At 63.5% G+C, this 22283-nt stretch carries 25 protein-coding genes; 7 read left to right on the plus strand and 18 right to left on the minus strand.

The features are described 5' to 3' along the window. Positions 1-11: 11 nt before the first annotated feature. The 7 genes from omp10 to ACX93L_RS01600 form a co-directional block, all read right to left on the minus strand. Positions 12-374 (minus strand): outer membrane lipoprotein Omp10, encoded by a 363-nt coding sequence (omp10, locus tag ACX93L_RS01570; protein WP_459403216.1) that lies wholly within the window; start codon positions 372-374, stop codon positions 12-14. 209 nt (positions 375-583) lie between these two features. Then, positions 584-2029 carry a homospermidine synthase gene (locus tag ACX93L_RS01575; protein WP_459403217.1) on the minus strand — a complete coding sequence of 482 codons (1446 nt, stop codon included), beginning with the start codon at positions 2027-2029 and terminating at the stop codon, positions 584-586. A gap of 113 nt (positions 2030-2142) precedes the next feature. Then, positions 2143-3039, minus strand: a complete 897-nt coding sequence (locus ACX93L_RS01580; RefSeq protein ID WP_459403218.1) for a heme-dependent oxidative N-demethylase family protein — start codon at positions 3037-3039, stop codon at positions 2143-2145. 213 nt (positions 3040-3252) lie between these two features. Further along, complete coding sequence (locus ACX93L_RS01585) at positions 3253-3537, minus strand: YciI family protein (protein ID WP_459403219.1); 285 nt, start codon at positions 3535-3537, stop codon at positions 3253-3255. After that, entirely contained in the window at positions 3537-4166 is a 630-nt protein-coding gene (locus tag ACX93L_RS01590; RefSeq protein ID WP_459403220.1) for an aminotransferase class IV family protein, read from the minus strand. The genes ACX93L_RS01585 and ACX93L_RS01590 overlap by 1 nt, the downstream gene beginning before the upstream one ends. Next, on the minus strand, positions 4151-5308 hold the full coding sequence (locus tag ACX93L_RS01595) for an aminodeoxychorismate synthase component I (protein WP_459403221.1): 1158 nt from the start codon (positions 5306-5308) through the stop codon (positions 4151-4153). The genes ACX93L_RS01590 and ACX93L_RS01595 overlap by 16 nt, the downstream gene beginning before the upstream one ends. Before the next feature lie 20 nt (positions 5309-5328). Beyond that, complete coding sequence (locus tag ACX93L_RS01600; protein ID WP_459403222.1) at positions 5329-7185, minus strand: M3 family oligoendopeptidase; 1857 nt, start codon at positions 7183-7185, stop codon at positions 5329-5331. Between the two features lie 234 nt (positions 7186-7419). Here ACX93L_RS01600 and ACX93L_RS01605 point away from each other — a divergent pair, with 234 nt between their 5' ends. After that, entirely contained in the window at positions 7420-8967 is a 1548-nt protein-coding gene (locus ACX93L_RS01605; protein ID WP_459403223.1) for a sigma-54-dependent transcriptional regulator, read from the plus strand. Positions 8968-9155: 188 nt separating this feature from the next. Further along, the gene (locus ACX93L_RS01610; protein ID WP_459403224.1) at positions 9156-11006 is read left to right on the plus strand and encodes a DUF882 domain-containing protein; all 1851 of its coding nucleotides are present in this window, start codon (positions 9156-9158) and stop codon (positions 11004-11006) included. Positions 11007-11093: 87 nt separating this feature from the next. On the opposite strand, the gene ACX93L_RS01615 is transcribed toward ACX93L_RS01610, so the two are convergent. The 3 genes from ACX93L_RS01615 to ACX93L_RS01625 form a co-directional block, all read right to left on the minus strand. Continuing rightward, on the minus strand, positions 11094-11357 hold the full coding sequence (locus ACX93L_RS01615) for a DUF2312 domain-containing protein (protein ID WP_459403225.1): 264 nt from the start codon (positions 11355-11357) through the stop codon (positions 11094-11096). A 91-nt stretch (positions 11358-11448) separates the two neighbouring features. Continuing rightward, entirely contained in the window at positions 11449-11754 is a 306-nt protein-coding gene (locus ACX93L_RS01620; protein WP_459403226.1) for a DUF1244 domain-containing protein, read from the minus strand. An 18-nt stretch (positions 11755-11772) separates the two neighbouring features. Continuing rightward, the gene (locus ACX93L_RS01625) at positions 11773-12567 is read right to left on the minus strand and encodes an N-formylglutamate amidohydrolase (protein ID WP_459403227.1); all 795 of its coding nucleotides are present in this window, start codon (positions 12565-12567) and stop codon (positions 11773-11775) included. A 264-nt stretch (positions 12568-12831) separates the two neighbouring features. Here ACX93L_RS01625 and ACX93L_RS01630 point away from each other — a divergent pair, with 264 nt between their 5' ends. Both ACX93L_RS01630 and pyk read left to right on the plus strand, forming a co-directional pair. Then, on the plus strand, positions 12832-13245 hold the full coding sequence (locus tag ACX93L_RS01630) for a DUF1036 domain-containing protein (RefSeq protein ID WP_390624505.1): 414 nt from the start codon (positions 12832-12834) through the stop codon (positions 13243-13245). Next, the gene (pyk, locus tag ACX93L_RS01635) at positions 13245-14684 is read left to right on the plus strand and encodes a pyruvate kinase (RefSeq protein WP_459403228.1); all 1440 of its coding nucleotides are present in this window, start codon (positions 13245-13247) and stop codon (positions 14682-14684) included. The genes ACX93L_RS01630 and pyk overlap by 1 nt, the downstream gene beginning before the upstream one ends. An 81-nt stretch (positions 14685-14765) precedes the next feature. Here the strand turns inward: pyk and ACX93L_RS01640 are convergent, their stop codons facing one another. The 6 genes from ACX93L_RS01640 to ACX93L_RS01665 all read right to left on the minus strand — a co-directional run bounded on the left by ACX93L_RS01640 (position 14766) and on the right by ACX93L_RS01665 (position 18699). Further along, complete coding sequence (locus ACX93L_RS01640; protein ID WP_459403229.1) at positions 14766-15821, minus strand: alpha/beta fold hydrolase; 1056 nt, start codon at positions 15819-15821, stop codon at positions 14766-14768. A 49-nt stretch (positions 15822-15870) separates the two neighbouring features. Continuing rightward, positions 15871-16494, minus strand: coding sequence for a tetratricopeptide repeat protein (locus ACX93L_RS01645; RefSeq protein ID WP_459404122.1), 624 nt, complete (start codon positions 16492-16494; stop codon positions 15871-15873). A 113-nt stretch (positions 16495-16607) separates the two neighbouring features. After that, complete coding sequence (ykgO, locus tag ACX93L_RS01650) at positions 16608-16733, minus strand: type B 50S ribosomal protein L36 (RefSeq protein ID WP_003497670.1); 126 nt, start codon at positions 16731-16733, stop codon at positions 16608-16610. Between the two features lie 178 nt (positions 16734-16911). Further along, complete coding sequence (locus tag ACX93L_RS01655) at positions 16912-17979, minus strand: 5-(carboxyamino)imidazole ribonucleotide synthase (RefSeq protein WP_459403230.1); 1068 nt, start codon at positions 17977-17979, stop codon at positions 16912-16914. Continuing rightward, positions 17976-18476 (minus strand): 5-(carboxyamino)imidazole ribonucleotide mutase, encoded by a 501-nt coding sequence (purE, locus tag ACX93L_RS01660; RefSeq protein ID WP_169586274.1) that lies wholly within the window; start codon positions 18474-18476, stop codon positions 17976-17978. Before purE ends, ACX93L_RS01655 begins: the two co-directional genes overlap by 4 nt. Positions 18477-18495: 19 nt before the next feature. Continuing rightward, entirely contained in the window at positions 18496-18699 is a 204-nt protein-coding gene (locus ACX93L_RS01665) for a YdcH family protein (protein ID WP_169586276.1), read from the minus strand. 238 nt (positions 18700-18937) lie between these two features. On the opposite strand from ACX93L_RS01665, the gene ACX93L_RS01670 reads away from it, so the two are divergent. After that, on the plus strand, positions 18938-19114 hold the full coding sequence (locus ACX93L_RS01670) for a YdcH family protein (protein WP_169586278.1): 177 nt from the start codon (positions 18938-18940) through the stop codon (positions 19112-19114). 138 nt (positions 19115-19252) lie between these two features. On the opposite strand, the gene ACX93L_RS01675 is transcribed toward ACX93L_RS01670, so the two are convergent. Together ACX93L_RS01675 and ACX93L_RS01680 are read right to left on the minus strand one after the other, a co-directional pair. Continuing rightward, the gene (locus tag ACX93L_RS01675) at positions 19253-19513 is read right to left on the minus strand and encodes an ArsR/SmtB family transcription factor (protein WP_169586280.1); all 261 of its coding nucleotides are present in this window, start codon (positions 19511-19513) and stop codon (positions 19253-19255) included. Positions 19514-19598: 85 nt separating this feature from the next. Then, entirely contained in the window at positions 19599-20366 is a 768-nt protein-coding gene (locus tag ACX93L_RS01680) for a sulfite exporter TauE/SafE family protein (RefSeq protein WP_459403231.1), read from the minus strand. Between the two features lie 104 nt (positions 20367-20470). On the opposite strand from ACX93L_RS01680, the gene ACX93L_RS01685 reads away from it, so the two are divergent. Both ACX93L_RS01685 and ACX93L_RS01690 read left to right on the plus strand, forming a co-directional pair. Then, positions 20471-21124 (plus strand): thiamine phosphate synthase, encoded by a 654-nt coding sequence (locus ACX93L_RS01685; protein ID WP_459403232.1) that lies wholly within the window; start codon positions 20471-20473, stop codon positions 21122-21124. Beyond that, positions 21124-22278 carry a tetratricopeptide repeat protein gene (locus tag ACX93L_RS01690; RefSeq protein WP_459404123.1) on the plus strand — a complete coding sequence of 385 codons (1155 nt, stop codon included), beginning with the start codon at positions 21124-21126 and terminating at the stop codon, positions 22276-22278. Before ACX93L_RS01685 ends, ACX93L_RS01690 begins: the two co-directional genes overlap by 1 nt. Positions 22279-22283: the final 5 nt, after the last annotated feature.

Consider the following 22283-nt stretch of genomic DNA (forward strand, 5'->3'; position numbering starts at 1 on the left):
TGAAAATCGGCTCAGCCGCGGCGGGCGAGCGAGAACTGCGCACCGCTGTCGGAGGTGCAGTTCAACTGGTTTGGCGTGACCATGGCGCAGTTGACCTTGGACTGGGTGTTGCGCACCAGGGAGGTCATGTTGATCTCGACGAGACGGTCGGAAACCGAGACGTAGGTACCCGAGGCCAGGAGCTGGTTGGTGTCGGTGGTGCGGGTCGAGAAAGTGCCGGCCTGGAAGGTTGAGACGATGCCGTTCGGGTCAACCCAGGCGCCATCGACGGTTGGTCCCTGATTGACCGGCGGCAGCGGACGTGGGCCGCTCGATGTGCAGGCGGAAAGGGCCGCTGCGCATGCCACAAGAGTAAAAATGGACCTGATCTTCATCACCGTCTCCGCAGGGTCGTTCTTGTCCGGGTGACCTCGGACCACCCGATCGATTTTTCAGAACCATGACGCGAAGGCATGGTGAAAGCAAGGCCAGAGCCTCAGGGAGAGGCCGTTATCCCTGTTTCGACGTATCCTATTGATATTTGGCAACAGAAAGCCCGCCGCTTGATGCGGCGGGCTCCTTCAATTCACGGTGTTCAGGCGAATCAGCGAACGAGGATGTTCTTGAACTGCCACGGATCCTTGGTGTCGATGTCTTCCGGGAAGAGGCCCGGGCGGCCATCGAGCGGGGTCCAGTCGGTGTAGTGACCTTCGACCGGGCCGAGATACTGCGACTGCACTTCGAGGCAGCGCTTGTAGTCGACTTCGTCGGCTTCGACGATGCCGGCCTTCGGGTTCTCGATGGCCCAGACCATGCCTGCGAGTACGGCCGAGCTGACCTGCAGGCCGGTGGCGTTCTGGTAGGGCGCGATGCGGCGGGTTTCTTCCAGCGACAGGCGCGAGCCGTACCAGTAGGCATTCTTCTCGTGGCCGTAGAGCAGCACGCCGAGTTCGTCGACGCCATCGACCAGCTCGTTCTCGTCGAGAACATGCAGCACCGGCTGGGCCGTGCCTCCATTGCCGAACATCTCGTGCAGCGAGAGCACGGCGTCATTGGCCGGATGATAGGCATAGTGGCAAGTCGGGCGATAGGTCACTTCGCCGTCCTTGTCGCGGACCGTGTAATAGTCGGCGATCGAGATCGACTCGTTGTGGGTGACGAGGAAGCCGTATTGCGGGCCGGGCGTCGGGCACCAGGTGCGAACGCGGGTGTTTGCGCCCGGCTGCTCCAGGTAAATCGCGGCCTTGCAACCCTTCTTGTGCTTCTTGGCGTTCTTCGGCATCCAGTTCTCGTGGGTGCCCCAGCCGAGTTCGGCGGGCTGCAGGCCTTCCGAGATGAAGCCTTCGACCGACCAGGTGTTCCAGAAGACGTTGAGCGGCTTCGGGTTCTTGGTGAGCTGGGTATCGCGCTCGGCGATGTGGACGCCCTTGACGCCCAGCTTCTTCATCAGCTTGGCCCAGCCTTCGCGATCGTCGGCGGTCGGTTCTTCGAACTTCATGCCGGTTTCATGGGCGAGGTTGACGAGCGCCTGCTTGACGAACCAGGAGACCATGCCCGGGTTTGCGCCGCAGGTGGACACGGCGGTGGTGCCGCCCGGGTTCTTCTTCTTTTCGGCGCGAAGCGTCTCACGCAGCGCATAGTTGGTGCGCTCGGAATTCTTCATGTTCTTGTCGAAATAGAAGCCGAGCCACGGTTCGACCACGGTGTCGATGTAGAGGACGTCGAGCTTGCGGCAGAATTTCATCAGGTCGACCGAGCCGGTATCGACCGACAGGTTGACCAGGAAGCCCTGGCCGGTGCCTTCGGTCAGCAGCGGCTTCAGCAGTTCCTTGTAGTTTTCCTTGGTGACGTGCGCCTGGATGTGCTTGACGCCATGCTTGGCGAGCAGTTCGGATTCGTCATTGCGCGGATCGATGACCACCATCCGGCTCTTGTCGAACTTGAAGTGACGTTCGATCAGGGGCAGGGTTCCGCGACCGATCGAACCGAAGCCGATCATGACGATCGGGCCGGTGATCTCGCCGTAAACCGGATAGGTTTGCTTGGTCATTTCTTTCTCCTTGAAATGCGGGCGGGGCTCGCTGGTATCAGCGGCTCTAGACCACAAATCCCTGACATAATAAAGGGCGCTTTTCGCTGCCGGGTAGCCGGCGGCGTGGAATTTCAGGCAAAAACGGTGGCCCGCAGCGCGCGCACCAGTTCATCGCGCTTGTCGGCCAGCCCCTTGTATTCGACCTGCTCGTTGGTCATAGCCTCGAGCTGGCTTGCCATCCCTTCTGCCATCCGGGCACCGTCGGGGTGCCTGGCGAAGACGGCGACGGGATCGAGATAGATGCGGATCGTAAAGGCGAGATCGCCGGTCTTCGGCATCTTGCGCAACGTCTGGCGCTCGACGCGGACGAAGGCGCCGGCTGCATCCACGCCGCGGGACGAGGGTTCGACCGCCGTCTTCTGCGGGCGCGGATGGTAAAGCGCGTAGGTCCAGTTGACCGACCAGTTGAAGCGCTCCGCCGGCTGCTCCGGCAGGAGATTGTCGAAGACGCGGTTGACGATCGCCGCGTTTCGGGTGCCGGCCTGGAAACCCGGCACATCGGCGTGGACCTGGTCCATCGGTTTCATGAACTTTTCAGCCAGCGACCAAGAGGAGGGAAAGGCGAGGTGAGCGGCGACGATCGTCCAGCCGTCAGGCTTTTTGCGCAGGATGACGAGGTCGTCTTCGATCAGCGATCCGGCTCTCATGAGCGGCGGGATGCGTTCGTCTGCCAGGTCAACCGCATGCCCGGCCATCCGCATCACCGAGCCCTCCCGCTGGTAGACGTCCCCATGACAGTCGACGAGATGGGCGGCGAGCATGTCGAGACATTCCTGCTGGGCGTCGAGGCTTTCGGGCGCCGCGCGGAAGATGTCGTCGTAGTGTTCCCTGGCGAGGCGGCGTTTCTCGTCGAGATAGCGGCCGAGATCGGCGTCCGGCTCGATCCAGCGCGCCGGGTCAAGGGCAGAAAGGCCGATGGTGAAGGGTTTGCTCGGGCCGGTATAGGGCGTGTAGGTGAGGGAGGTCATTGAAGTCCAAGGGTTCCCGCTTGTCGTGTTTGCCACAAACGTGACAACTCGATCGCGTTTTTGCAACAGGGAGCTTGGGGCGGCGCCAAGATAGGACGCCTTGCCTATTTGAGGCGGGACGAAACGGGTATCGAGATCCTCGAGATCTTTGACGGCAGGCAGGATACGCCGCGCAGCTTGAAAGACGACGTCTAGGAACGCGGATTAAACTCGTCAGCCCTTCAATCCGTCCAGTCCTGCCGCTGTCCTCGTGAGTGCGAGTTCCACGATCTCGTAGTCGGCGACGCCATGGATGGTGAACGGGTCGGCGGCAACGAAGCTTTCGATCGCCGTCCGGTCGCCCTTCGCGAGAATGACGCCGCCGGTGCGGGGCACCTTGCGGCCGGAGGCGAGGAACATGCCGCTGGCATAGCCTTCGTTCACCCAGGCCATGTGCGGTTCCATATGCCGGTCCGCCTCTTCGTTGCTCTTGCGGTAGGTGAGGGAGAGAATGAACATCAGGCGTCTCCATCGACGAGTTCGGCGCGGATCAGTCCCCGCAGCGAGTTGCCGACGAAGAGCTTGCGGAACTTGAGGTCCTCGGGCCGGAGGACTTCGCTCCTCGCTTTGCGTTCGCGGATCATTTCGGAGCGAAAGATACCGGGCAGCAGGCCGCTCGAAAGGGCCGGCGTGACATACTGGCCGTCCTCGGCCTCGGCGAAGAGATTGGTGATGGTACCCTCGCAGACTTCGCCTCGCTCGTTGAGCAGCAGGACCTCGTCCGCTTCTTCCGTGGCGAACTCGGCACGCGCGGCTTCGTAAGGCTCGCGTCGCGAGGTCTTGTGGCGGTAGAGCGGATCGTCGGACTTCAGCCGGGTCTTGCCGATGCGCAGCCGCCAGACCGTTTCCTCGGGCTGCGGTTCGAAGGGCGTGGTGGTTACCTCGATCTTGCCGCGGAAGCTCATGACCAGACGGACGCGAAGCGGCGTGTCGCCCTTCACCTCGGCGTCAAGCTTTGCCAAGGCATCCTGCGGCTGGCGGAAACCCAGCGCATCGGCGGAGCGGCTGAGGCGCCGCATATGCTGGTCGAGCCGGAGAAAACCGTCCCCCGGCTGCCAGCGCATGGTTTCGATCAGCGAGAAATCCATTGATCCCCTACCGCAAAGCGTGCCTTCAGAAGGCATTCGTCATATTCCGCTTGCGGCTTCGAATCGAAGACGATGCCGCCGCCGACATTGAAGACTGCGCGTTCGTCTTTGAAAAGTGTCAGTGTGCGGATCGCCACGGAAAAACGCATGGGGCCGGACGGGTCGCAATATCCGATCGCGCCACAATAGACGTCGCGTGGGCCGGCCTCGAGTTCGGCAAGGATGCGCATGGCCCACATCTTCGGGGCGCCGGTGACCGAGCCGCAGGGGAAGAGCGCCTGAAAAATTTCCGGTAGACCGATATCCGGGCGGAGCTTCGCCCGGACATGGCTGACCATCTGGTGCACGGTCGGGTAGGTCTCGATCTCGAACAGCCGTGGCACCGACAGCGTGCCGACCTCGCTTATCGCCGAGACGTCGTTGCGCAGAAGGTCGACGATCATGCGGTTTTCGGCCTGCGTCTTCTCGTCGGCCAGCATCGCGGCGATGATCGCTGCATCCTCTTTGGATGTCGCACCGCGCGGCGCCGTTCCCTTCATCGGGTGGGTCTCGATCCAGCCCTTGCGATCGAGCTTGAAGAACAGTTCGGGGGAGCGTGACAGGACAACCGGACCCCCGAGGTTGATCAGGGCGCCGTAGCGAACCGGCTGGCGGGCCACCAGCGACCAGAACACCTCGCGCGGATCGCCGTGCCAGCGTGCCTCGATCGGCATGGTGAGATTGGCCTGGTAGCAGTCGCCCTTGCGCAGGTGCTCGTGCAGCCGTTCGAAGCGGTCGCGATAGGTGTCGAAATCCCAGCCCGCGCGGGGTTCCGTCACGAAGGGGGCGTTTCCTGACACCAGCCTCGCGGCCAGCGGATGGCTGCCGGCCGCCGGTCCATCGAAAATGCCCATAGCGACCAGCGGGGTCTCCCGACCTTCGGTAATCAGAGGCTTGAGCTTTTCCTCGAAGACATAGCCTGCCTCGTAGGAAACGTAACCCGCCAGCCACCGGCCGTTGCGGCGAGCCTCCTCCAGCCGCTCGAAGGCCGGCAGCACGTCGCCGGCCGTGCGCGCGACGACGATCTCGCTCGGCTCGGCAAAAAGCAGGCTCTTCCCGCGACGATCGTCGCGGAACAGGGCATAAGGTGAAAGGTCAGCCATGGGGCCGAGCGGTCTCCGGTTCAGGACGCGCTATCAAGCGCCTCAAGCTCGTCGATCAGCCCTTCTATCATCGACAGGCCCTTGGCCCAAAACGACGGATCGGTGGCATCGAGGCCGAAGGGGGCGAGAAGCTCCGAATGGTGCTTCGTGCCGCCGGCCTTCAGCAGTTCGAAATACTTCTGCTGGAAGCCCTGGTCAGCCTGCCGGTAGACGGCATAGAGCGAGTTCACCAGGCAGTCGCCGAAGGCATAGGCATAGACGTAGAAGGGCGAATGGATGAAGTGGGGGATATAGGCCCACCACGTCTCGTAGCCTTCCGAGATCTTGATTGCCGGCCCAAGGCTGTCGGACTGAACCGAAAGCCAGAGTTCGCCGATCTTCTCCGCCGTCAGTTCGCCTTCCTTGCGGGCGGTGTGGATCTTGCGCTCGAACTCGTAAAAGGCGATCTGGCGCACGACCGTGTTGATCATGTCCTCGACCTTCTGGGCGAGCATGGCCTTGCGTTCACGTTTGTCGGTCGTGCGGTCGAGAAGGGTCCGGAAGGTCAGCATCTCGCCGAAGACCGATGCCGTTTCGGCAAGCGTGAGGGGCGTCTGGCACATCAACGGCCCTTGCGCGCCTGCGAGGACCTGGTGGACGCCGTGGCCGAGTTCATGGGCGAGTGTCATCACGTCCCGCGGCTTGCCGAGATAGTTCAGCAGTACATAGGGGTGTGCCGAGGGAACCGTCGGGTGCGCGAAGGCGCCGGGCGCCTTGCCGGGCCGGGCGGGCGCATCGATCCAGCCGCCGTCGAAGAAGCGGCCGGCGATTTCGGCCATTTCGGGTGCGAAGGCGCCGTAGGCGGAGAGCACGGTATCCTTAGCCTCGTTCCAGGGAATGAGGCGGTCGGAGGTTTCGGGCAGCGGCGCATTGCGGTCCCAGGAGTTCATCTGTTCCATGCCGAGCCATTTCGCCTTCATCGCATAATAGCGGTGGGACAGGCGGGGATAGGCTTCGCGCACGGCGGCGGCCAGTGCGTCCACCACGTCCCGCTCAACGCGGTTGGCGAGGTGACGGCTGTCGGCGATGTCCTCGAAACCGCGCCAGCGGTCGGAGATTTCCTTGTCCTTGGCCAGCGTGTTGGTGACGAGGACGAAGATGCGGATATTGTCCTTGAACGTCTGTGACAGCGCTCTTGCTGCCCTTTCACGGATGGCCGGGTCGGAATCCTGCAGCATGTTGAGGGTCGCTTCGAGCGGCAGTTCCTGTTCGCCGACCTTGAAGCGCAGCGAGGCAAGCGTCTCGTCGAACAGGCGGTTGAGCGCGGCGGCGCCCGTCATCGACTTTTCGAGGAACAGCTGTTCGATCTTGTCTTCGAGCTGGAAGGGCTTGTCCTTCCTGAGGTCGACCAGCCAGGGGCGGTAGTGGGCAAGCGCCGCATCCTTGTCCATGGCAGCGTCGATCAGCGCATCATCGATGCGGTTGAGTTCGAGCGAGAAGAACAGGAGATGCGCCGACAGGTCGGTAAGCTTGGCCTGCACATCGCCGAAGAACTTGCCGTTCGCCGGATCGGTCATGTCCGAGTAATAGGTCAGGCCGGCATAGGAGGCGATGCGGCCGAGAAGATCTTCGAGCGCCTCGAATTCGGCGAGAGCTGCGGCCAGCCCCTCGGAGCCTGATGCGGCGGTCGATGCTTCCAGCTTACCCTTCCATCGCGACTCGAAGGCGAGCGAGTCGGCCGCGGCCTTTTCGAGGTCGCCACGAAATTCGGCAGAGGTCGGGGAGGGGTACAGATCCTCCAGTTTCCAGAGCGGAAGATCACCGAGCTCGGGCGACGGCGCGGCAGCAGCGGGAGACGCTGCGGCGAGGGCGCGGGCGGGCTGAAAATCTCTGAGCATGACGATCTTTCCTTTTCCGAAACAACGAGAAGGAGATGTAGTCAGTCGCGCCGGACTGGGCAAGCGCCGGACGAAAAGGGGACAGCGGAAGCCTTGCTAGCAACTCCTTATGCGATTGATAAAATGCGACCTTTTCTCAAAAGAGGATGTTCAGTCCTTTCTGGCAGGCTCGCCGGACTTTGAATTGCAAGTCCGCACTCCGCATGACGCGCAGTGAATCCGGGAGCTCTAATTTTGACCGCTCATATCCTCGTTATCGATGAAGATCCGGCCCAGCGCCGTGCCCTCAAGGCAGCGATCGAAGCTCAAGGCCATGTCGTTCATGTCGCAGACAGCGATCAGGCCGGTCTGGAAACCTTCCGCAGGCATCGTTCGGCCATCGGCGCCGTGCTTGTCGATCTTTCCGCGCCGGAGCGGGCAGGCAGCGCGTTCCTCAATGCCATCGGCGACCTCCATGCCAGCGCCCCGGTGATCGTCCAGACGGTCGAGGGCGCAACCCAGCACGCGGTCGAGGCCATGCGTGCCGGAGCCTTCGACTTCCTGGTGAAGCCCTGCTCGACCGAGCGTATCGCGGCTGCGATCGAAAGCGCGCTGAAGTTCAACCGCAGCGGCTCGCAGGGCAAGCCCGTGCGCCGCTCGCGCAGCGGTGCCGTCGGATTCGGCGACATCGTCGCCGCCAGTGCGGCGATGTCGCGCGCGGTCGAGCTCGGCCGCCGCGCTGCCCAGTCGACGATCCCGGTGATGCTCGAAGGCGAGGCGGGGGTAGGCAAGGAGCTGATCGCGCGCGCCATCCACGCGACCAGCGAACGATCGGCCCGTCCCTTCGTCAGTGTGAATTGTTCCGCGGTTCCGCACAGCCTGATCGAGGGGGTGCTTTTCGGTCAGGAAGCCGGCACGCCAAGCGAGCCCGGTGCCGCTCCGGGCAAGTTTGCCGAGGCCGAGGCCGGTACGCTGTTCATCGAGGAGATCAGCGAACTCCCGGCGAACGTCCAGGCCCGGTTGCTTTCGGTCGTGCAGTCCGGAGAGATTGAAACCGTGCCGGGCCGCCGTCCGCGCAAGGTCAATGTCCGGCTCATTCTCGCCACCAACAAGGACCTGATCGAAGAGGTCAAGGCCGGGCGGTTCCGCGAGGATCTCTATTATCGCCTCAATGTCTTCCCGATCACGATCGCGGCGCTTCGGCGGCGGAAGGAAGATATCCCGCATCTCGCCCGGTCTTTCGCGGAGCGCTTCTCCGTGGAACAGCGGCTTGCCAAGCCGCTCGGGATCGACGCGGGCGCGCTCGCGCTGCTCACCGGCTTCGACTGGCCCGGCAATACGAGGCAGCTCGAGAATGCGGTGTTCAGGGCGGTGGTGCTGGCCGACGGGCCGGTGCTGACGGAAGCCGATTTCCCGCAGATCAGCGTGCAGATGACGGATCGCATGCCGTCCCTCTTTCCGGCACCCCGTGGCGATGCAGAGGTGTCGCGCGGCAGTGTCTCTCATCATCCCGAGCTTGGCGGCTCCGCCCGCGCTGTTGCCCCGAGTGGCGAATCGGTCGTCGCACCGCGGTCGGCCTCGGGTGGTGAAGTCGGCGGAAATGTGATCATCAGCACCGACGAGGCGGGCAATGTCCGCAAGCTCGCCGAGATCGAAGAGGAGTTGATCCGCTTTGCCCTGAAATTCTACAGGGGGCAGATGAGCCAGGTGGCGCGCAAGCTCGGCATCGGCCGTTCGACGCTCTATCGCAAGCTCAAGGACTATGGAATCGACCCCGACGACCCGCAAAAGCATGCGGCATAAGGCCCCTGCAAGGTCCCATTGTTAACTGTTGGGTAAAGTTGTTATCTTACCAACAGCTAATCACTTGTTAGACAAACGTTCACTATATATGGAATGCTTGTGTGCGTGTGGCAGATTTGCCATGGTGTTACCGCATTTGGCAGTCATTTGAGTTGACGTGGGACGTAGTCTTTCGGACGGGGATTGAATTGCTGATTACGCATGATCTAAGAGCGCCTCTCGGCAGACTCGGGCGCAGTCCTTGGGCTGTGCATGCTCTGCCCGTTGTCAGGCTGGTTCTGTCGGTCGTTGCCGTCGTCCTCGTCAGCTGCTTCGTCCTGTTCGGTACCGCCGCCAAGGCCTCTGCCGAAACCCGCACCCTCAAGATCCATTTTGTCCATACCGGCGAGAAGGCCGCAATTGTCTTCAAGCGCAACGGTCGCTATGACGCCAAGGGCCTAAAGCAACTCAGCTACATCGTGCGCGACTGGCGCCGCAATGAGCCGACGAAGATGAACCCGCGTCTCTTCGACCTCGTCTGGGAAGTCTATCAACGCTCCGGCGCCACGGGCTACATCAACGTCGTGTCCGGCTATCGCTCGCCCCAGACCAATGCGATGCTGCGTTCGCGCTCCAAGGGTGTCGCGAAGGAAAGCCAGCACATGCGCGGCACCGCCATGGACTTCTACATTCCGGGCGTGCCGCTCAAGAAGCTGCGCGAACTCGGCATGAAGGCCCAGGTCGGCGGCGTCGGCTATTATCCCAATTCCGGTTCGCCCTTCGTCCACATGGACGTCGCAGGCGTTCGCGCATGGCCGCGCATGTCGCGCCAGGAACTTGTCCGTCTCTTCCCCGACGGCAAGACGGTCCACATTCCGTCGGACGGCAAACCGTTGCCGGGTTACCAGCAGGCGCTCGCCGAATACAAGAAGCGGCTCGGCTCCAACGAGATCATGATCGCCGAGGAGAAGTCCGGCGGCAAGCGCAAGAACCTGCTCGCCTTCCTGTTCGGGGGCGGCGACGAGGACGAGGAAGAGGATGTCGGCGTGCCGGCCGAGCGTCCGTCCGCTCCGGCTGAAACGATCGTGACGGCCACAGAGCCGGTGATGGTCGCATCTGCCGCGCCGCAGCCGTCGACCTTGCCGGGTGTCAACGGTGCCGCTCAGGCCGATCCTGATGCCGCACCGTCTGCTGCTGCCGTCAATGCGCCGGTTCCTCAGGCAAGGCCGTCGCTGGCGCCTGCCGACACCAGCCTTGCTGTCGCCCTTTACTCGCCGGCGCGTAATGCTGCCGAAGACGCCCTGACACAGGTCGCCGCCGGCCAGCCGGCCGAAGGCGAAGCCTATGCCGATCTTCAGTCGATGAAGATCCCGGTTCCGACCCTCCTCGGTCCGCGCGGCATGAAGGGTGATGCCGAAGCTCAGAACATCATGACCGCGTCGGTCGCTCCCGGCATGACCGGTGAAGATCCAGAACTTGCCGCCGTTCCCGTGCCTGTCGCCCGTCCGGCCGTTGCCGAGGCGTTGCTGGCCAGCGCCCAAAGTGAACCTGAAGCCGAAATGGACGAAGTCGAACAGGCGATCCTGTCGCCCGAGGCTGCCGCCGCGCTTGAGCAGGGCAGCATGCCTACGCCGGCTGCGCGCCCCGCTCCGCAGGCCGAGTTGACGGCTGCACCGTCCGAGGAGCCTGCGCCTGCAGTGGAGGTTGCGTCCGTTGCCCCACAACCGAAGCCCAAGGCTGTTTCATCCGAATTCGGCGACGGCTTCGATGTTCCGAAGGTCGAGGGCAATACCGGCATCGAGGCAGGCCTGCCGACCAAGGGCAAGCGGCCGAGCCAGGCCGAGGCAGAAGCTGCGCGCGTCGCCATGAGCGGCGGCACGCTTACCAAGGACATGATTTCGTACTGGGCGCTGAACCAGGGCGGTCTGGAGAAGGCCGAAAAGCCGAACAAGGCGCCGCGCATCGTCAGCCGTTCGCTGAGCGCACCGGCCGCCGTGCTTCCCGTCGGCTTCCAGCAGGGCACCGTTCCGATCGACCCGAGCCGCTTCGGCGCTCCGTGAGCTAAGACGTTCCGGACATGTCGTTCCAATGAAAAACCCGCCGGATCGCTCCGGCGGGTTTTTTCATGTCTCAGACCGAGGGCCGACTTATTCTTCCGGCGGGCTCTCGATCATGCCGAGGGCGTGCAGGTAGGTGTCGAGGATCAGGTCTTCTTCCATGCGTTCCTGATCGTCCTTCTTGCGCAGCGCGATCACCTTCTTGAGGATCTTGGTGTCGAAGCCCATGGCTTTGGCTTCGCCGTAGACGTCCTTGATGTCGTCGGCGATCGTCTTCTTTTCTTCCTCGAGGCGTTCGATACGCTCGACAAATGCGCGGAGCTGGTCGCGGGCGACGCCGTGGGCATCAGACATGGGCATTCTCCTTGGATAGGGGCAAATTCATCGGTGGGGCTGACCTGCCGCGAAGCGGCGTCCGCGTCAAGACCTAACCTTCGGGATCGCGCTACTCGCGTGGCCGGTTGACGTCGAAAGCGGCCTTCTGGATCTCGGTCGATTCGGTCTGGTGGAGGGTTTTCCATTCTTCGTAGGGCATGCCGTAGACGATCTCGCGGGATTCTTCACGGGTCAGCTCGACACCGGCCTCGCGGGCGGCGTCGAGATACCAATTGGACAGGCAATTGCGGCAAAATCCCGCCAGGTTCATCAGGTCTATGTTCTGGACGTCCGCCCGTTTCCTCAGATGCGAGAGAAGGCGGCGAAAGGCCGCCGCCTCGAATTCGGTCTGCTGTTCGCCGGTCGGCATGCTCATGGCGAATTCCTCCGGATCTCAGCCTGGATAAGGACCGGTACGCGACGGATGCCGCTCGTAGCGGTGGAGCGCCGGATCGGCATTGAGGCTCCTGAAGATCGGCTCCAGCCGGTCAGTCCAGGCCGCGACGCCGGCTGCGTCGCCGATCAGGTCCTGACGAACTTCCAGCAGTGCATGGGGTATCCCGGTCATCATGCAGTGACGATACATGGTATCGCCCTTCAGCGCCCCGTCATAGGGTTCGTTGTCGCCAACGACGATATCGCCCGGCGCGCGCAGGGCAGTCAGCAACGGGGCGACTGCGCGGTGATCGCTGTCCCAAAGGACGGCGGCATGCCAGGGGCGGGGAACGCCCTTCCAGGCCGGGGTGTAGGAATGGAGCGAGAGGACCAGCGGCGCCTTGCCGGACGCTTCCGCGACCGCCTCGATCGTCCGGCTGACGGCATGGTGATAGGGGCGGTGATAGGCCTCGACGCGGTGGTTCCATTCCTCGGCGGTGATCGGGTGGTTGCCCGGCACGATCGCGCCGTCGGAGATCTTCATGACGAGCGTGGGATCGTCCTCACCGCGGTTCGGGTCGATCAGCAGTCGCGAGAAGCAGCTCAGCACGGCAGGCACGCCGAGACGGGCGGAGAGAGCCCGGGTCAGCGGCTCGATACCGATATCGTAGGCGATGTGCCGGCCAAAGGCAGTCTCCGGCAGGCCTAGCCGGGCATAGCGGTTCGGCAGGCGGTTGGTCGCATGGTCGGCAAGCAGCACCAAGCCCCTGTCATAGTGGCCGGATAGGATCTCGAAGGGGGTGAAGTCTTGCATGGATTTTCGCCGGAAATTACGTCGCGGGCTTGATGACATGGGGGAAAGACCAGCGCAAGCTTTCGCCGTGGTCACGATTGTGCCAAGATCGCTGCCGATGGTTCACGATAAAAATATAATCGATTAGAGTTGCGTTGACTTTCTTCATCCATCATCGCAAGAAGGCAGTCGACGCACAAACATGGAGTTCCGGCGGAAACCGTGCTTAAGCAAATCAGAATTCCTGGCGCCCGACGCGGCGCGCGTCACCTCAGACATTTTCTCATTGCCGGCGCGCTGCTTGCGCCGTTCTTCGCGGCGGCTTCCGCCCATGCCGAATTCCGGGTGTGCAACGGCACACCGAACCTCGTCGGCGTGGCAATCGGCTACCGGGCGTCGGAAGGCTGGATCACCGAGGGCTGGTGGCAGGTTCCTGCCTCGACCTGCGCGACCCTGATCGAGGGTGAGCTCCAGTCACGCTACTACTACCTCTATGCCGAGGACGCCGCGCGCGGCGGCCGCTGGACGGGCGACATCAACATGTGCGTCGCCGAGAACGAGTTCAAGATCGTCGGTGTCCAGGATTGCTTCGCGCGCGGTTACCAGCAGATGGGTTTCAAGGAATATGACACGGGACGTCAGGGCAGCTGGATGGTCCAGCTTTCCGACACGCCCGGTACGCAGGAAAGCCAGAACTGATGAAACGCAATCGCAAAGTGAAGATCCTCGCAACGCTGGGCCCGGCCTCGTCCGACGAAGCGATGATCCGCAAGCTCCATGAGGCGGGCGCCGACCTGTTCCGCATCAACATGAGCCATGCGAGTCACGATGTGATGCGCGACCTGATTGCCAAGATCCGTTCGGTCGAGGCCGCCTGCGGGCGCCCGATCGGCATCCTGGCCGACCTGCAGGGGCCGAAGCTGCGCGTCGGCAAGTTCGCCGCAACGACGGTCGAACTGAAGCCGGGCCAGACGTTCACGCTCGACAACAAGGACGAGCCGGGCGACAACACCCGCGTCTTCCTGCCCCATCCTGAAATCCTCGAATCCGTAAAGCCGGGTCATCGCCTGCTGATCGACGACGGCAAGCTGCATCTGCGCGCCGAGAAGTGCGACGGCAAGTCGATCGTCACGACCGTCGTTTCGGGCACGAAGATCTCCGACCGCAAGGGCGTCAGCCTTCCCGACACGCTGCTTGCGACCGGTGTGCTGACCGACAAGGACCGCGCCGACCTCGATGCAGTGCTGGCCACCAATGACGTCGACTGGGTGGCGCTCTCCTTCATCCAGCGCCCGGAAGATCTCGCGGAAGTCCGCAAGGTCGCCCGCGGCCGCGTCGGCCTGATGTCCAAGATCGAGAAGCCGCAGGCGATCGAGCGTATCGACGAGATCATCGAGCTGTCCGACGCGCTGATGGTGGCGCGTGGTGACCTCGGCGTCGAAATGCCGCTCGAGGCCGTTCCCGGGTTGCAGAAGCAGTTGATCCGCGCCTGCCGCCGCGCCGGCAAGCCGGTCGTCGTCGCGACCCAGATGCTGGAATCGATGATTTCGGCTCCCGTCCCGACCCGCGCCGAGGTGTCCGACGTCGCGACCGCCGTCTTTGAGGGCGCCGATGCGGTGATGCTCTCGGCCGAATCCGCCTCTGGCCAGTATCCGGTCGAGGCGGTCGCGACGATGGCGTCGATCGCCCGCACCGTCGAGCGCGAGCCGCATTATCCGGGCATCATCTACGCCCAGCGCGCCCAGCCGGAAGCGACCGGCGCCGACGCGATCTCGCTGGCCGCCCGCCAGATTGCCGAGACGCTGAAGCTGACGGCGATCGTGTGCTACACCTCGTCAGGCAATACGGGCCTGCGCGCGTCGCGCGAGCGTCCGGAAGTGCCGATCCTTGCGCTTTCTCCGGTCATTCAGACGGCGCGCCGCCTGTCGGTGGTCTGGGGCCTGCATTGCGTGGTGTCCGAAGAGCCGACCGATCTCGACGACATGGTGAACCGCGCCTGCCGGATCGTCGTCGAGGAAGAGTTCGGCAAGCCCGGCGACCGGGTGATCATTTCCGCCGGTGTGCCGCTCGGTACGCCCGGCTCCACCAACATGCTGCGCATCGCCTATATCGGCTCCGACGGTCTGTCCGGTATCTGACGTTTCCCGGTTGAAACACTACACGAACCAAGCCGCCTCCGGGCGGCTTTTTCGTGGGCTTTCGCTCGCCTGTCGGAAGGCTCAGTTGCCGCCCTGGAGGCCGACATGGGTTTTCGGGCCGGAGACCCGGCTGGCGGCAAGTTGTGGCTCCAGCGCGCGTGCCATGGCCTGCAGGTCACGCGGTTTTCCGGCGATCTTTTCCAGCGCCGCGACTGCCAGGGCATTTGCCGCGTAATCCGGCTTGTGACCGAGCCCGGCGATCCAGACGAGCTCGGAGCCCTGAATGTCGCGCGCCAGGCCGCGGGAATGGATCTCTTCCAGGACGACATCGTCGCTGTCGCCGGTGACGATCACGGTGGGAGTCTTGATCTCCCTGTAGCGGACGGCGAAGCGCTCGACATAACCGTGCAGGTTTGCGACGTCGATGGCGTTGGCCCGGAAGGTCGCCGGGCGCAGCACGAGTGCCGGGGCGGTTTCCTCGACATAGCTCTGCGGACGGGGATTGGGGGCGAAGACGCTCTGCGTCGCCGCGTCTAGTCGGGCGAGGCCGGCATGCAGGGCAACGGTGTTGCAGAAGAGCGGACCGAGGAGGGGCGTCGCGGCGAGCGTGTAATACCAGTCGACGCCGCCCGGCCAGGGATGGCTCGCCGGCGCGAGGAAGAGCAGGCCGGCAGTCTTTTCCGGATGGAGTACGGCAAAGCTTGCGGCGATCGCGCCGCCGAAGGAGTGGCCGACGATGATTGCGCGGGAGATGCCACGCTTCTCCATCAATCGGGCGATCGCGTCGGCCTGACCGTCGGGCGTGTCGTTCTCCGGTCCGCCCCGTTCCGAATAGCCATGGCCGGGTCGGTCGACGAAAAGCAGTTCGGCTCGTCCTTCCAGGGGGGCGCGGAAGGCAGTTGCCTGGTCGCGGAGATTGCCGCTGGCGCCATGGATGAAGACGATGGGCGGCAGATCGGCCGCGGGACCGGCCGGCAGGTGCAGCGCGTTCATCGCGTAGCCGCCGACGTCGTTCAGGGTGCCGAGATTGGGTGCTGCCGCCTCGATGGCGCGCGAACGGACCGCCGTGGCGATCGCGGAGGTCGACAATAAGGCGGCGGCGAGAGAGGTCAGCAGCATGGCGTGGCGGCGGTGCATTTCGAGGGGGGCTATGGACGGAGCGCCGGCATGCGGCCGCGTGGGTTGCTCACGTGCGGCTGCCCGCGAGCTTTTCGGAAAGCTTGTCCACGATACCCTGTGCTTCCCGATCGGCGGGGTAGATGTCGAGATAGCCTTCCCACGCCTTCAACGCCATCTCTTCGCGGCCCCGTTCGCCGAGGATGGCGGCAAGACCGGCGAGCGCGCCGAAATGGCGAGGCTCGAGCTCCAGGACATGATTGATGTCGGCGACGGCCTTGCGATATTGGCCCATCGTGAAGTGCAGCGTCGCGCGCTGGTTCCAGGCGCCGACGAATTCGGGCTTCAGGACGATCGCCTGGTCGAGGAAATCGAGCGCAGCCGCATTGCGTTTCTCGGCGATCGCGTTGTTGGCCCATTCCATCAGCAGGTCGACGGTCGGGCTGTCGGAGCGGTTCCAGTTTGCCATGATCTCGTCGGCAATCTTGTCGGCCGCTTCCGGATCGCGCTCGCGCTTCAGCTCGGTGATGAGGGTTTCGATCGTCTTCGGCGATTCGGCTGCCGTCGCATTCTTGTCGAGTGCCGCCTTTTCCGTGGCCGGGGCTTCTTCTGCCCGAGCAGGCCCTTCGACCGAAGTCGCGATCAGCAGGACGGCAATCGCTGGGGCGTAAACGAAAAAACGGCGCATGTGGATAAGGTAATCCCCTTGCGCCGTCTTTCAAACTCAAATTTTCGCCATCGACTGTTTGGGCCTTTGAGCCTCAACGCCGGTGGCAAGCCACGCCGCGCGAACGCGGCGCCGTCGCATCAGCCCTGACGAGCCTTGAAGCGCGGGTTCTGCTTGTTGATGATGTAAACGCGGCCCTTGCGGCGAACCAGACGGTTGTCGCGATGACGGGCCTTGAGCGCTTTCAGCGAGTTCTTGATCTTCATTTTACTGGTCCGCAAAGGTTGTCGGCGAACGATGAAATCCGCCACTTGTCTCTAACAATCAAAAGCGCGCTACGGGGCGCGCTCCTAAAGGGTTGGTGGCAAATACTCCGTCCGGACCCTTCGTGTCAACCGGTCCGGCCGGGATTCCGTGCCGAAGCGCCGGATTTTTCCCGCGTTTTCAGCCTTCGCGGCGCTTCAGTTCGGTGACGTGACCCATCTTGCGGCCTGCCCGGGCCTCGGTCTTGCCGTAGAGATGGACGAGGGCGTCGGGGCGGGCAAGCCAGGCCGGCACGTCGTTTATGTCGTCGCCGATGAGGTTGGTCATCACGCAATCGGAATGGCGGGCCGGCGAGCCGAGCGGCAGGCCGGCAATCGCGCGGATATGCTGTTCGAATTGCGATACGACGCAGGCGGCCTCCGTCCAGTGCCCGGAATTGTGGACGCGCGGGGCGATCTCGTTGGCGATCAGCGCTCCATCCGGAAGGACAAAGAACTCCATCCCGACGACGCCGACATAATCGAGCGCGGCAAGCAGCTTTTCTGCCGATTCGCTGGCGGCCTTGGCCGTCGCGTCACCGATTCGCGCCGGAAGCGTCGAGGTGTCGAGGATGCCGTTGCGGTGAACGTTCTCCGCGGGGTCGTAGGTCTCCACGGTTCCGTCGATCGCACGGGCGGCGATGATCGAGATCTCGCGCTCGAAGGGAACGAAGCTTTCGAGGATCAGGGGAACGCTGCCGAGCGCGGCATAGGCGCCGTCCGTGCTGTCGGCGGGCGAAGCGAAGACGCGCTGGCCCTTGCCGTCGTAGCCCAGCCGGCGTGTCTTGAGCACGCCCTTGCCGCCGAAATCGGCAAGCGCCGCTTCGAGGTCGGCCTGGCTGTTGACCGCATGGTAGCGCGCGGTCGGGATGCCGCAGTCATTGAGGAAGCGTTTTTCGGTCAGGCGGTCCTGGGCTACTTCCAGTGCGCGCGGCGGCGGATAGACCGGTACGTTGCGGGCAAGGATCGCGGCGGCCTCGACGGGAACATTTTCGAATTCATAGGTGACAAGCTCGCAGGCAGCGGCAAGCTCTGCCAGGGCCACCGGATCGCCATAGGGCGCGGTGATCTGGCTGTTGGCCACCTGGGCGGCCGGGCAATCGGCCTGCGGTTCGAGGATCACTGTCCGCAAATTCAGCCTTGCCGCGGCCATGGCCAGCATGCGGCCGAGCTGGCCGCCGCCGATGATGCCGATCGTGCGTGCGCTCATATCTGGTCGTCCATGGGGTATTCGGCAACTGCCGCGGTCTGGCGCGCGCGCCATTCGTCGAGCCGGTCGGCGAGGTCCTCGTCGTGAAGGGCGAGCACTGCTGCGGCGAGCAGCGCCGCATTGACGGCACCCGCCTTGCCGATGGCAAGCGTGCCGACGGGAATGCCGGCCGGCATCTGGACGATCGAGAGCAGGCTGTCCTGGCCGGACAGGGCCTTGGACTGGACCGGCACGCCGAAGACCGGAAGCGGCGTCATGGCGGCCGCCATGCCTGGCAGGTGGGCAGCACCGCCGGCTCCGGCAATGATCACCTGGAAACCTTCGTCGCGGGCACCCTTGGCAAAGGAAACAAGCCTGTCGGGCGTGCGGTGGGCGGACACGATCCGCGCTTCATAGCCGACGCCCAGTATGTCCAGCGTATCGGCGGCGTTCTTCATGGTCTCCCAGTCGGACTGGCTACCCATGATGATGGCGACAGGCGGGCGTTCATCGGTCATCGTCGGCGCTCCTTGCCTCTCAAGCGATGATATCAGGGACGATCTGGTCCTCGATCGAACTCATCTTGTCCTTGATGGCCAACTTCTTCTTCTTCATTCGCTGGATTCTCAAAGCGTCGCAGCCAGTCGTGATCATGGCATTGATGGCGGCGTCGTAGTCTTCATGTTCCTGCCGAAGTCTCGCCAGCGCGAGACGGATGTCCGCCTGTTCCTGATCGGCCATAGTCCTGTCCCCATTCTCGCATTTCTTACGCCTCCGTTTGTCGGATGCGCCGAATATTCGCGCAAGCTCCTATCACCAAATACCGGTAACGGGAAGTTATCCTTCTCAGCGAATTTGCCGCGCCAAAACCCTCATTTCGCCTTCGACAAAACGCATTCTTCGTGTCACATTACTTTCGTAAAGCCTGAAACTCCAGCGTTCTGAGGGCTGGAGGTAGGCGAAAGGAAGGACGTGTCAAATGACCATGCAGGCTCATCTTGAATCGCTCGAAAAGAAGCACGGCGCTCTTGAGGAAAAGCTCCACACTGCTCTTACGTCTCCCTCCATCGACGACCAGAAAATCGCCGAGCTGAAGAGGCTCAAGCTGCGTCTCAAGGATGAAATGGAACGCCTGAGGGCATCGACCCGGCACTGATTTATCTGACAAGGCCACCGGCCGGGGATCGCCTCAAGCGCAGATCCGGGCCGGGCGGCCGGCAAGTCAAGGACAACATGCCCCGGAAGCCAAGGCGGTTTTCGGGGCTTTTATTTTGCCCGGATGCCAAGGGCGAGACTAGGACCAGAACTGATCGAGCCAGAGGTTCAGGCGGTCGAACCCGAGGCGGTTTACGGAGTAGATCCGGCGCGTGCCCTCGGATGTGACGCTGACGAGGTTGCAGTCGAGTAGCGCCTTCAGATGCTGGGAGACGGCCGGGCGGCTGATCGGCAAGCCGCTTGCCAGGTCGTTCACGGTTTTCGGCGCGCGCCGCAACTCCTCCAGCAGATGGCGGCGGTGCGGGTCTGCAATCGCGGTAAACGGGTCCGGGTTCGTCATCCCGCGGAGGTTACGTCAATCGCTGAGACCCGGCAAGCGTGCAACTGCGCCGCAGCATGGCGTTTCTGGCTGTGAATGCTGACTTTTAAAGGCCGCTGACGCCGTCGTAGAGCAGTTTCGCGCCGGCGATCAGGACCATTCCGTACATCAGTGGGTAAAAGACGCTCGGCTTCAGGTAGCGCACGAGCCGTGCACCGATCAGGGTCGAGACCAGCGCGACCGGCAGGAGGGTTGCCGACAGGCCGAGATTGGTGGTGCCGAGTTCGCCGAGCGCGAAATAGGGCAGGACCTTGATCGCGTTCATGATGGCAAAGAAGCGCGTGCTGGCGCCGGTGTAGGACAAGGGGTCCAGCCGGAGCGGCAGGGTGTAGATCTGGAAGGGCGGTCCGCCGGCATGGGCGACGAAGCTGCCATAGCCGGAAAGTGTGCCCCAGACGGTTGCGGCGACCGGGCGTTCAGGGGTGGCCGTCGGCTCGACAGAGGATGACTGGCGGGCGGTCTCGATGAAATAGCGCAGCGCGAAGATCACGGAGATGGAGCCCAGCACTAGGCGCATGACGCCGGCCGAGACATAGGTCGACGTCGCCCAGCCCAAGGCGATGCCCACAATGCCGCCGGGCAGTAGTGCCAGGAGCGTCGAGCGGCTGTTATGCTTGCGCCAGGCGACGAGCGCGACGATGTCCATGACGATGAGGATCGGCAGGAAGATGGCGGCTGCCTGCATCGGTGGAACGACCATGGCCAGCAGGGGGACGCCGATCAGCGCGAAGGCGCCACCGAGCCCGCCCTTGGAAAGGCCGACAAGTGCCACTGCGGGAATGGCTGCCGCATAGAACAGGGGATCCGGTGACATTTGTTTCTGTTGATCCTTTCGAAGGACCGGTCTATCGGATTTAGGATTTCAAAACGAGGGAGGGCCGCGCAGAATCTGCCGCCCTCCGGAACATGGATGCCATCATGACCGCTCCCGAAGACCGCTGCCGCCTCGTCCTGATCGTGCCCGACATCGCCGATGCCGGAGAGAAGGCGCGGGTCGTCGGCGATGCGCTGAAGGGCGGCGATGTCGCATCGGTCATCCTGCCGCAATACGGGCTCGACGACTCGGTGTTCCAGAAGCATGCGGAACTGGTGGTTCCGGTGATCCAGGACGCCGGGGCTGCGGCACTTGTCGCCGACAACAGCCGGATCGCCGGCCGCGCCAAGGCCGATGGCCTGCATGTCAGCGGCAATGCGGCCACACTTGCCGAGGCGATCGAGAAGCATGTTCCGAAGATGATCGTCGGCGGCGGCAATGCGATGGATCGCCACCATGCGCTGGAGATCGGCGAGCTGCAGCCGGACTACATCTTCTTCGGAAAGCTCGACGGCGACATCAAGCCGGAAGCCCACAACAAGAACCTCGCGCTCGGCGAATGGTGGTCGGCGATGATCGACATTCCCTGCATCGTCATGGGCGGTCAGGATCCGGCCTCCGCACTCGCCGTCGCGACAACCGGCGTCGAATTCGTGGCGCTGCGCGAGGCCGTCTTTGCCGACCCCGCAATGGCCGCCACGATCGTGGCGCGGATCAATGCCGAACTTGACGAAAAAGCGCCACGGTTTGAAGATTGATACGCATCATGCGCTCAAGTCCTGTCAACCGGTCACTCCTGTCAGCCCTGCTTGCCGCCGTTGCGGCCGGCGGCCTCCCGTTCGCGGTCTTCGCCCAGCAGGGGCTCGAACAGCCGACGATGCGGCCGCTCGCTCCGTCCGACGTGCGGGTGCTCCAGCGCGCAGCGCCTGCGGAGGCCGATGCCGGCAAGCTTGACCGCAGCGACCGGCCGACCGCCAAGGACAGCGTGGCCGGCAGGGCCGATCCCGACCAGGGCATCAACATCTTTGCCCGGATGGGCGCGCCTTTGCCGGATCTTCCTCCGGAACCCGAATACAAGGGCAAAGTCGACGAGGCCTACGGCGCCTTCCAGCGCGGTTTCTTCCTGACCGCCGTCGACAAGGCTTTGCCGCGCGCCCAGCTTGGCGACCCGGCTGCGCAGACCCTGCTTGCCGAGCTGATGGATCGTGGCCTTGGCATCAAGAAGGACGCCAAGGGGGCGGCCTTCTGGTACGGGCAGGCGGCTGCGGCCGGTGATCCCGCGGCGATGTTCAAGTACGCCATGCTGCTGATGGAAGGAAAGCTCGTCGCGCAGGACAAGGCCAAGGCCGACGAATACATGCGCAAGGCGGCAGATGCCGGCAACAGTTCGGCCCAGTTCAACTGGGCGCAGATCCTCGTTTCGGACAATCCGGGGCAGAAGGGCCTCCATCTCGCGCTTCCCTATTATGAGAAGGCAGCCGAGCAGGGGATTGCCGACGCGCAGTATTCCGTGGCGCAGATCTATGACGCGTTGAAGGACTTGCCCGAGGAAAAGCGGAAACAGGCACGCGCCTGGCTGGCGCGCGCTGCAAAGGCGGGCTTCGATACAGCGCAGCTCGACATGGGCATCTGGCTGATCAACGGCATCGGTGGCGAGAAAAACCTCGAAGAAGGCTTTCGATGGCTGAAGATTGCCGCCATGCGCGGCAACGTCGTGGCCCAGAACCGGCTTTCGCATCTCTATATCAACGCGCTGGGCACTCGCCCGGACCCGGTCGAGGCGGCCAAGTGGTATGTGCTGTCGCGGCGTGCCGGTCTCAAGGACCCGGCGCTCGAGGATTTCTATCTCGGGCTGAACGACGACGAGCAGAAGAAGGCTATCGACGCGGCGAACAAGTTCCGCCGCATCTGATCGCG

The sequence above is a fragment of the Rhizobium sp. CAU 1783 genome, assembly GCF_054551725.1.

Bases quoted from the DNA above. Each gene is read 5' to 3' on its own strand.
- omp10 (WP_459403216.1), bottom strand. From the start codon at position 374: ATGAAGATCAGGTCCATTTTTACTCTTGTGGCATGCGCAGCGGCCCTT.
- ACX93L_RS01575 (WP_459403217.1), bottom strand. From the start codon at position 2,029: ATGACCAAGCAAACCTATCCGGTTTACGGCGAGATCACCGGCCCGATC.
- ACX93L_RS01580 (WP_459403218.1), bottom strand. From the start codon at position 3,039: ATGACCTCCCTCACCTACACGCCCTATACCGGCCCGAGCAAACCCTTC.
- ACX93L_RS01585 (WP_459403219.1), bottom strand. From the start codon at position 3,537: ATGTTCATTCTCTCCCTCACCTACCGCAAGAGCAACGAAGAGGCGGAC.
- ACX93L_RS01590 (WP_459403220.1), bottom strand. From the start codon at position 4,166: ATGGATTTCTCGCTGATCGAAACCATGCGCTGGCAGCCGGGGGACGGT.
- ACX93L_RS01595 (WP_459403221.1), bottom strand. From the start codon at position 5,308: ATGGCTGACCTTTCACCTTATGCCCTGTTCCGCGACGATCGTCGCGGG.
- ACX93L_RS01600 (WP_459403222.1), bottom strand. From the start codon at position 7,185: ATGCTCAGAGATTTTCAGCCCGCCCGCGCCCTCGCCGCAGCGTCTCCC.
- ACX93L_RS01615 (WP_459403225.1), bottom strand. From the start codon at position 11,357: ATGTCTGATGCCCACGGCGTCGCCCGCGACCAGCTCCGCGCATTTGTC.
- ACX93L_RS01620 (WP_459403226.1), bottom strand. From the start codon at position 11,754: ATGAGCATGCCGACCGGCGAACAGCAGACCGAATTCGAGGCGGCGGCC.
- ACX93L_RS01625 (WP_459403227.1), bottom strand. From the start codon at position 12,567: ATGCAAGACTTCACCCCCTTCGAGATCCTATCCGGCCACTATGACAGG.
- pyk (WP_459403228.1), top strand. From the start codon at position 13,245: ATGAAACGCAATCGCAAAGTGAAGATCCTCGCAACGCTGGGCCCGGCC.
- ACX93L_RS01640 (WP_459403229.1), bottom strand. From the start codon at position 15,821: ATGCACCGCCGCCACGCCATGCTGCTGACCTCTCTCGCCGCCGCCTTA.
- ykgO (WP_003497670.1), bottom strand. From the start codon at position 16,733: ATGAAGATCAAGAACTCGCTGAAAGCGCTCAAGGCCCGTCATCGCGAC.
- ACX93L_RS01655 (WP_459403230.1), bottom strand. From the start codon at position 17,979: ATGAGCGCACGCACGATCGGCATCATCGGCGGCGGCCAGCTCGGCCGC.
- purE (WP_169586274.1), bottom strand. From the start codon at position 18,476: ATGACCGATGAACGCCCGCCTGTCGCCATCATCATGGGTAGCCAGTCC.
- ACX93L_RS01665 (WP_169586276.1), bottom strand. From the start codon at position 18,699: ATGGCCGATCAGGAACAGGCGGACATCCGTCTCGCGCTGGCGAGACTT.
- ACX93L_RS01670 (WP_169586278.1), top strand. From the start codon at position 18,938: ATGACCATGCAGGCTCATCTTGAATCGCTCGAAAAGAAGCACGGCGCT.
- ACX93L_RS01675 (WP_169586280.1), bottom strand. From the start codon at position 19,513: ATGACGAACCCGGACCCGTTTACCGCGATTGCAGACCCGCACCGCCGC.
- ACX93L_RS01680 (WP_459403231.1), bottom strand. From the start codon at position 20,366: ATGTCACCGGATCCCCTGTTCTATGCGGCAGCCATTCCCGCAGTGGCA.
- ACX93L_RS01685 (WP_459403232.1), top strand. From the start codon at position 20,471: ATGACCGCTCCCGAAGACCGCTGCCGCCTCGTCCTGATCGTGCCCGAC.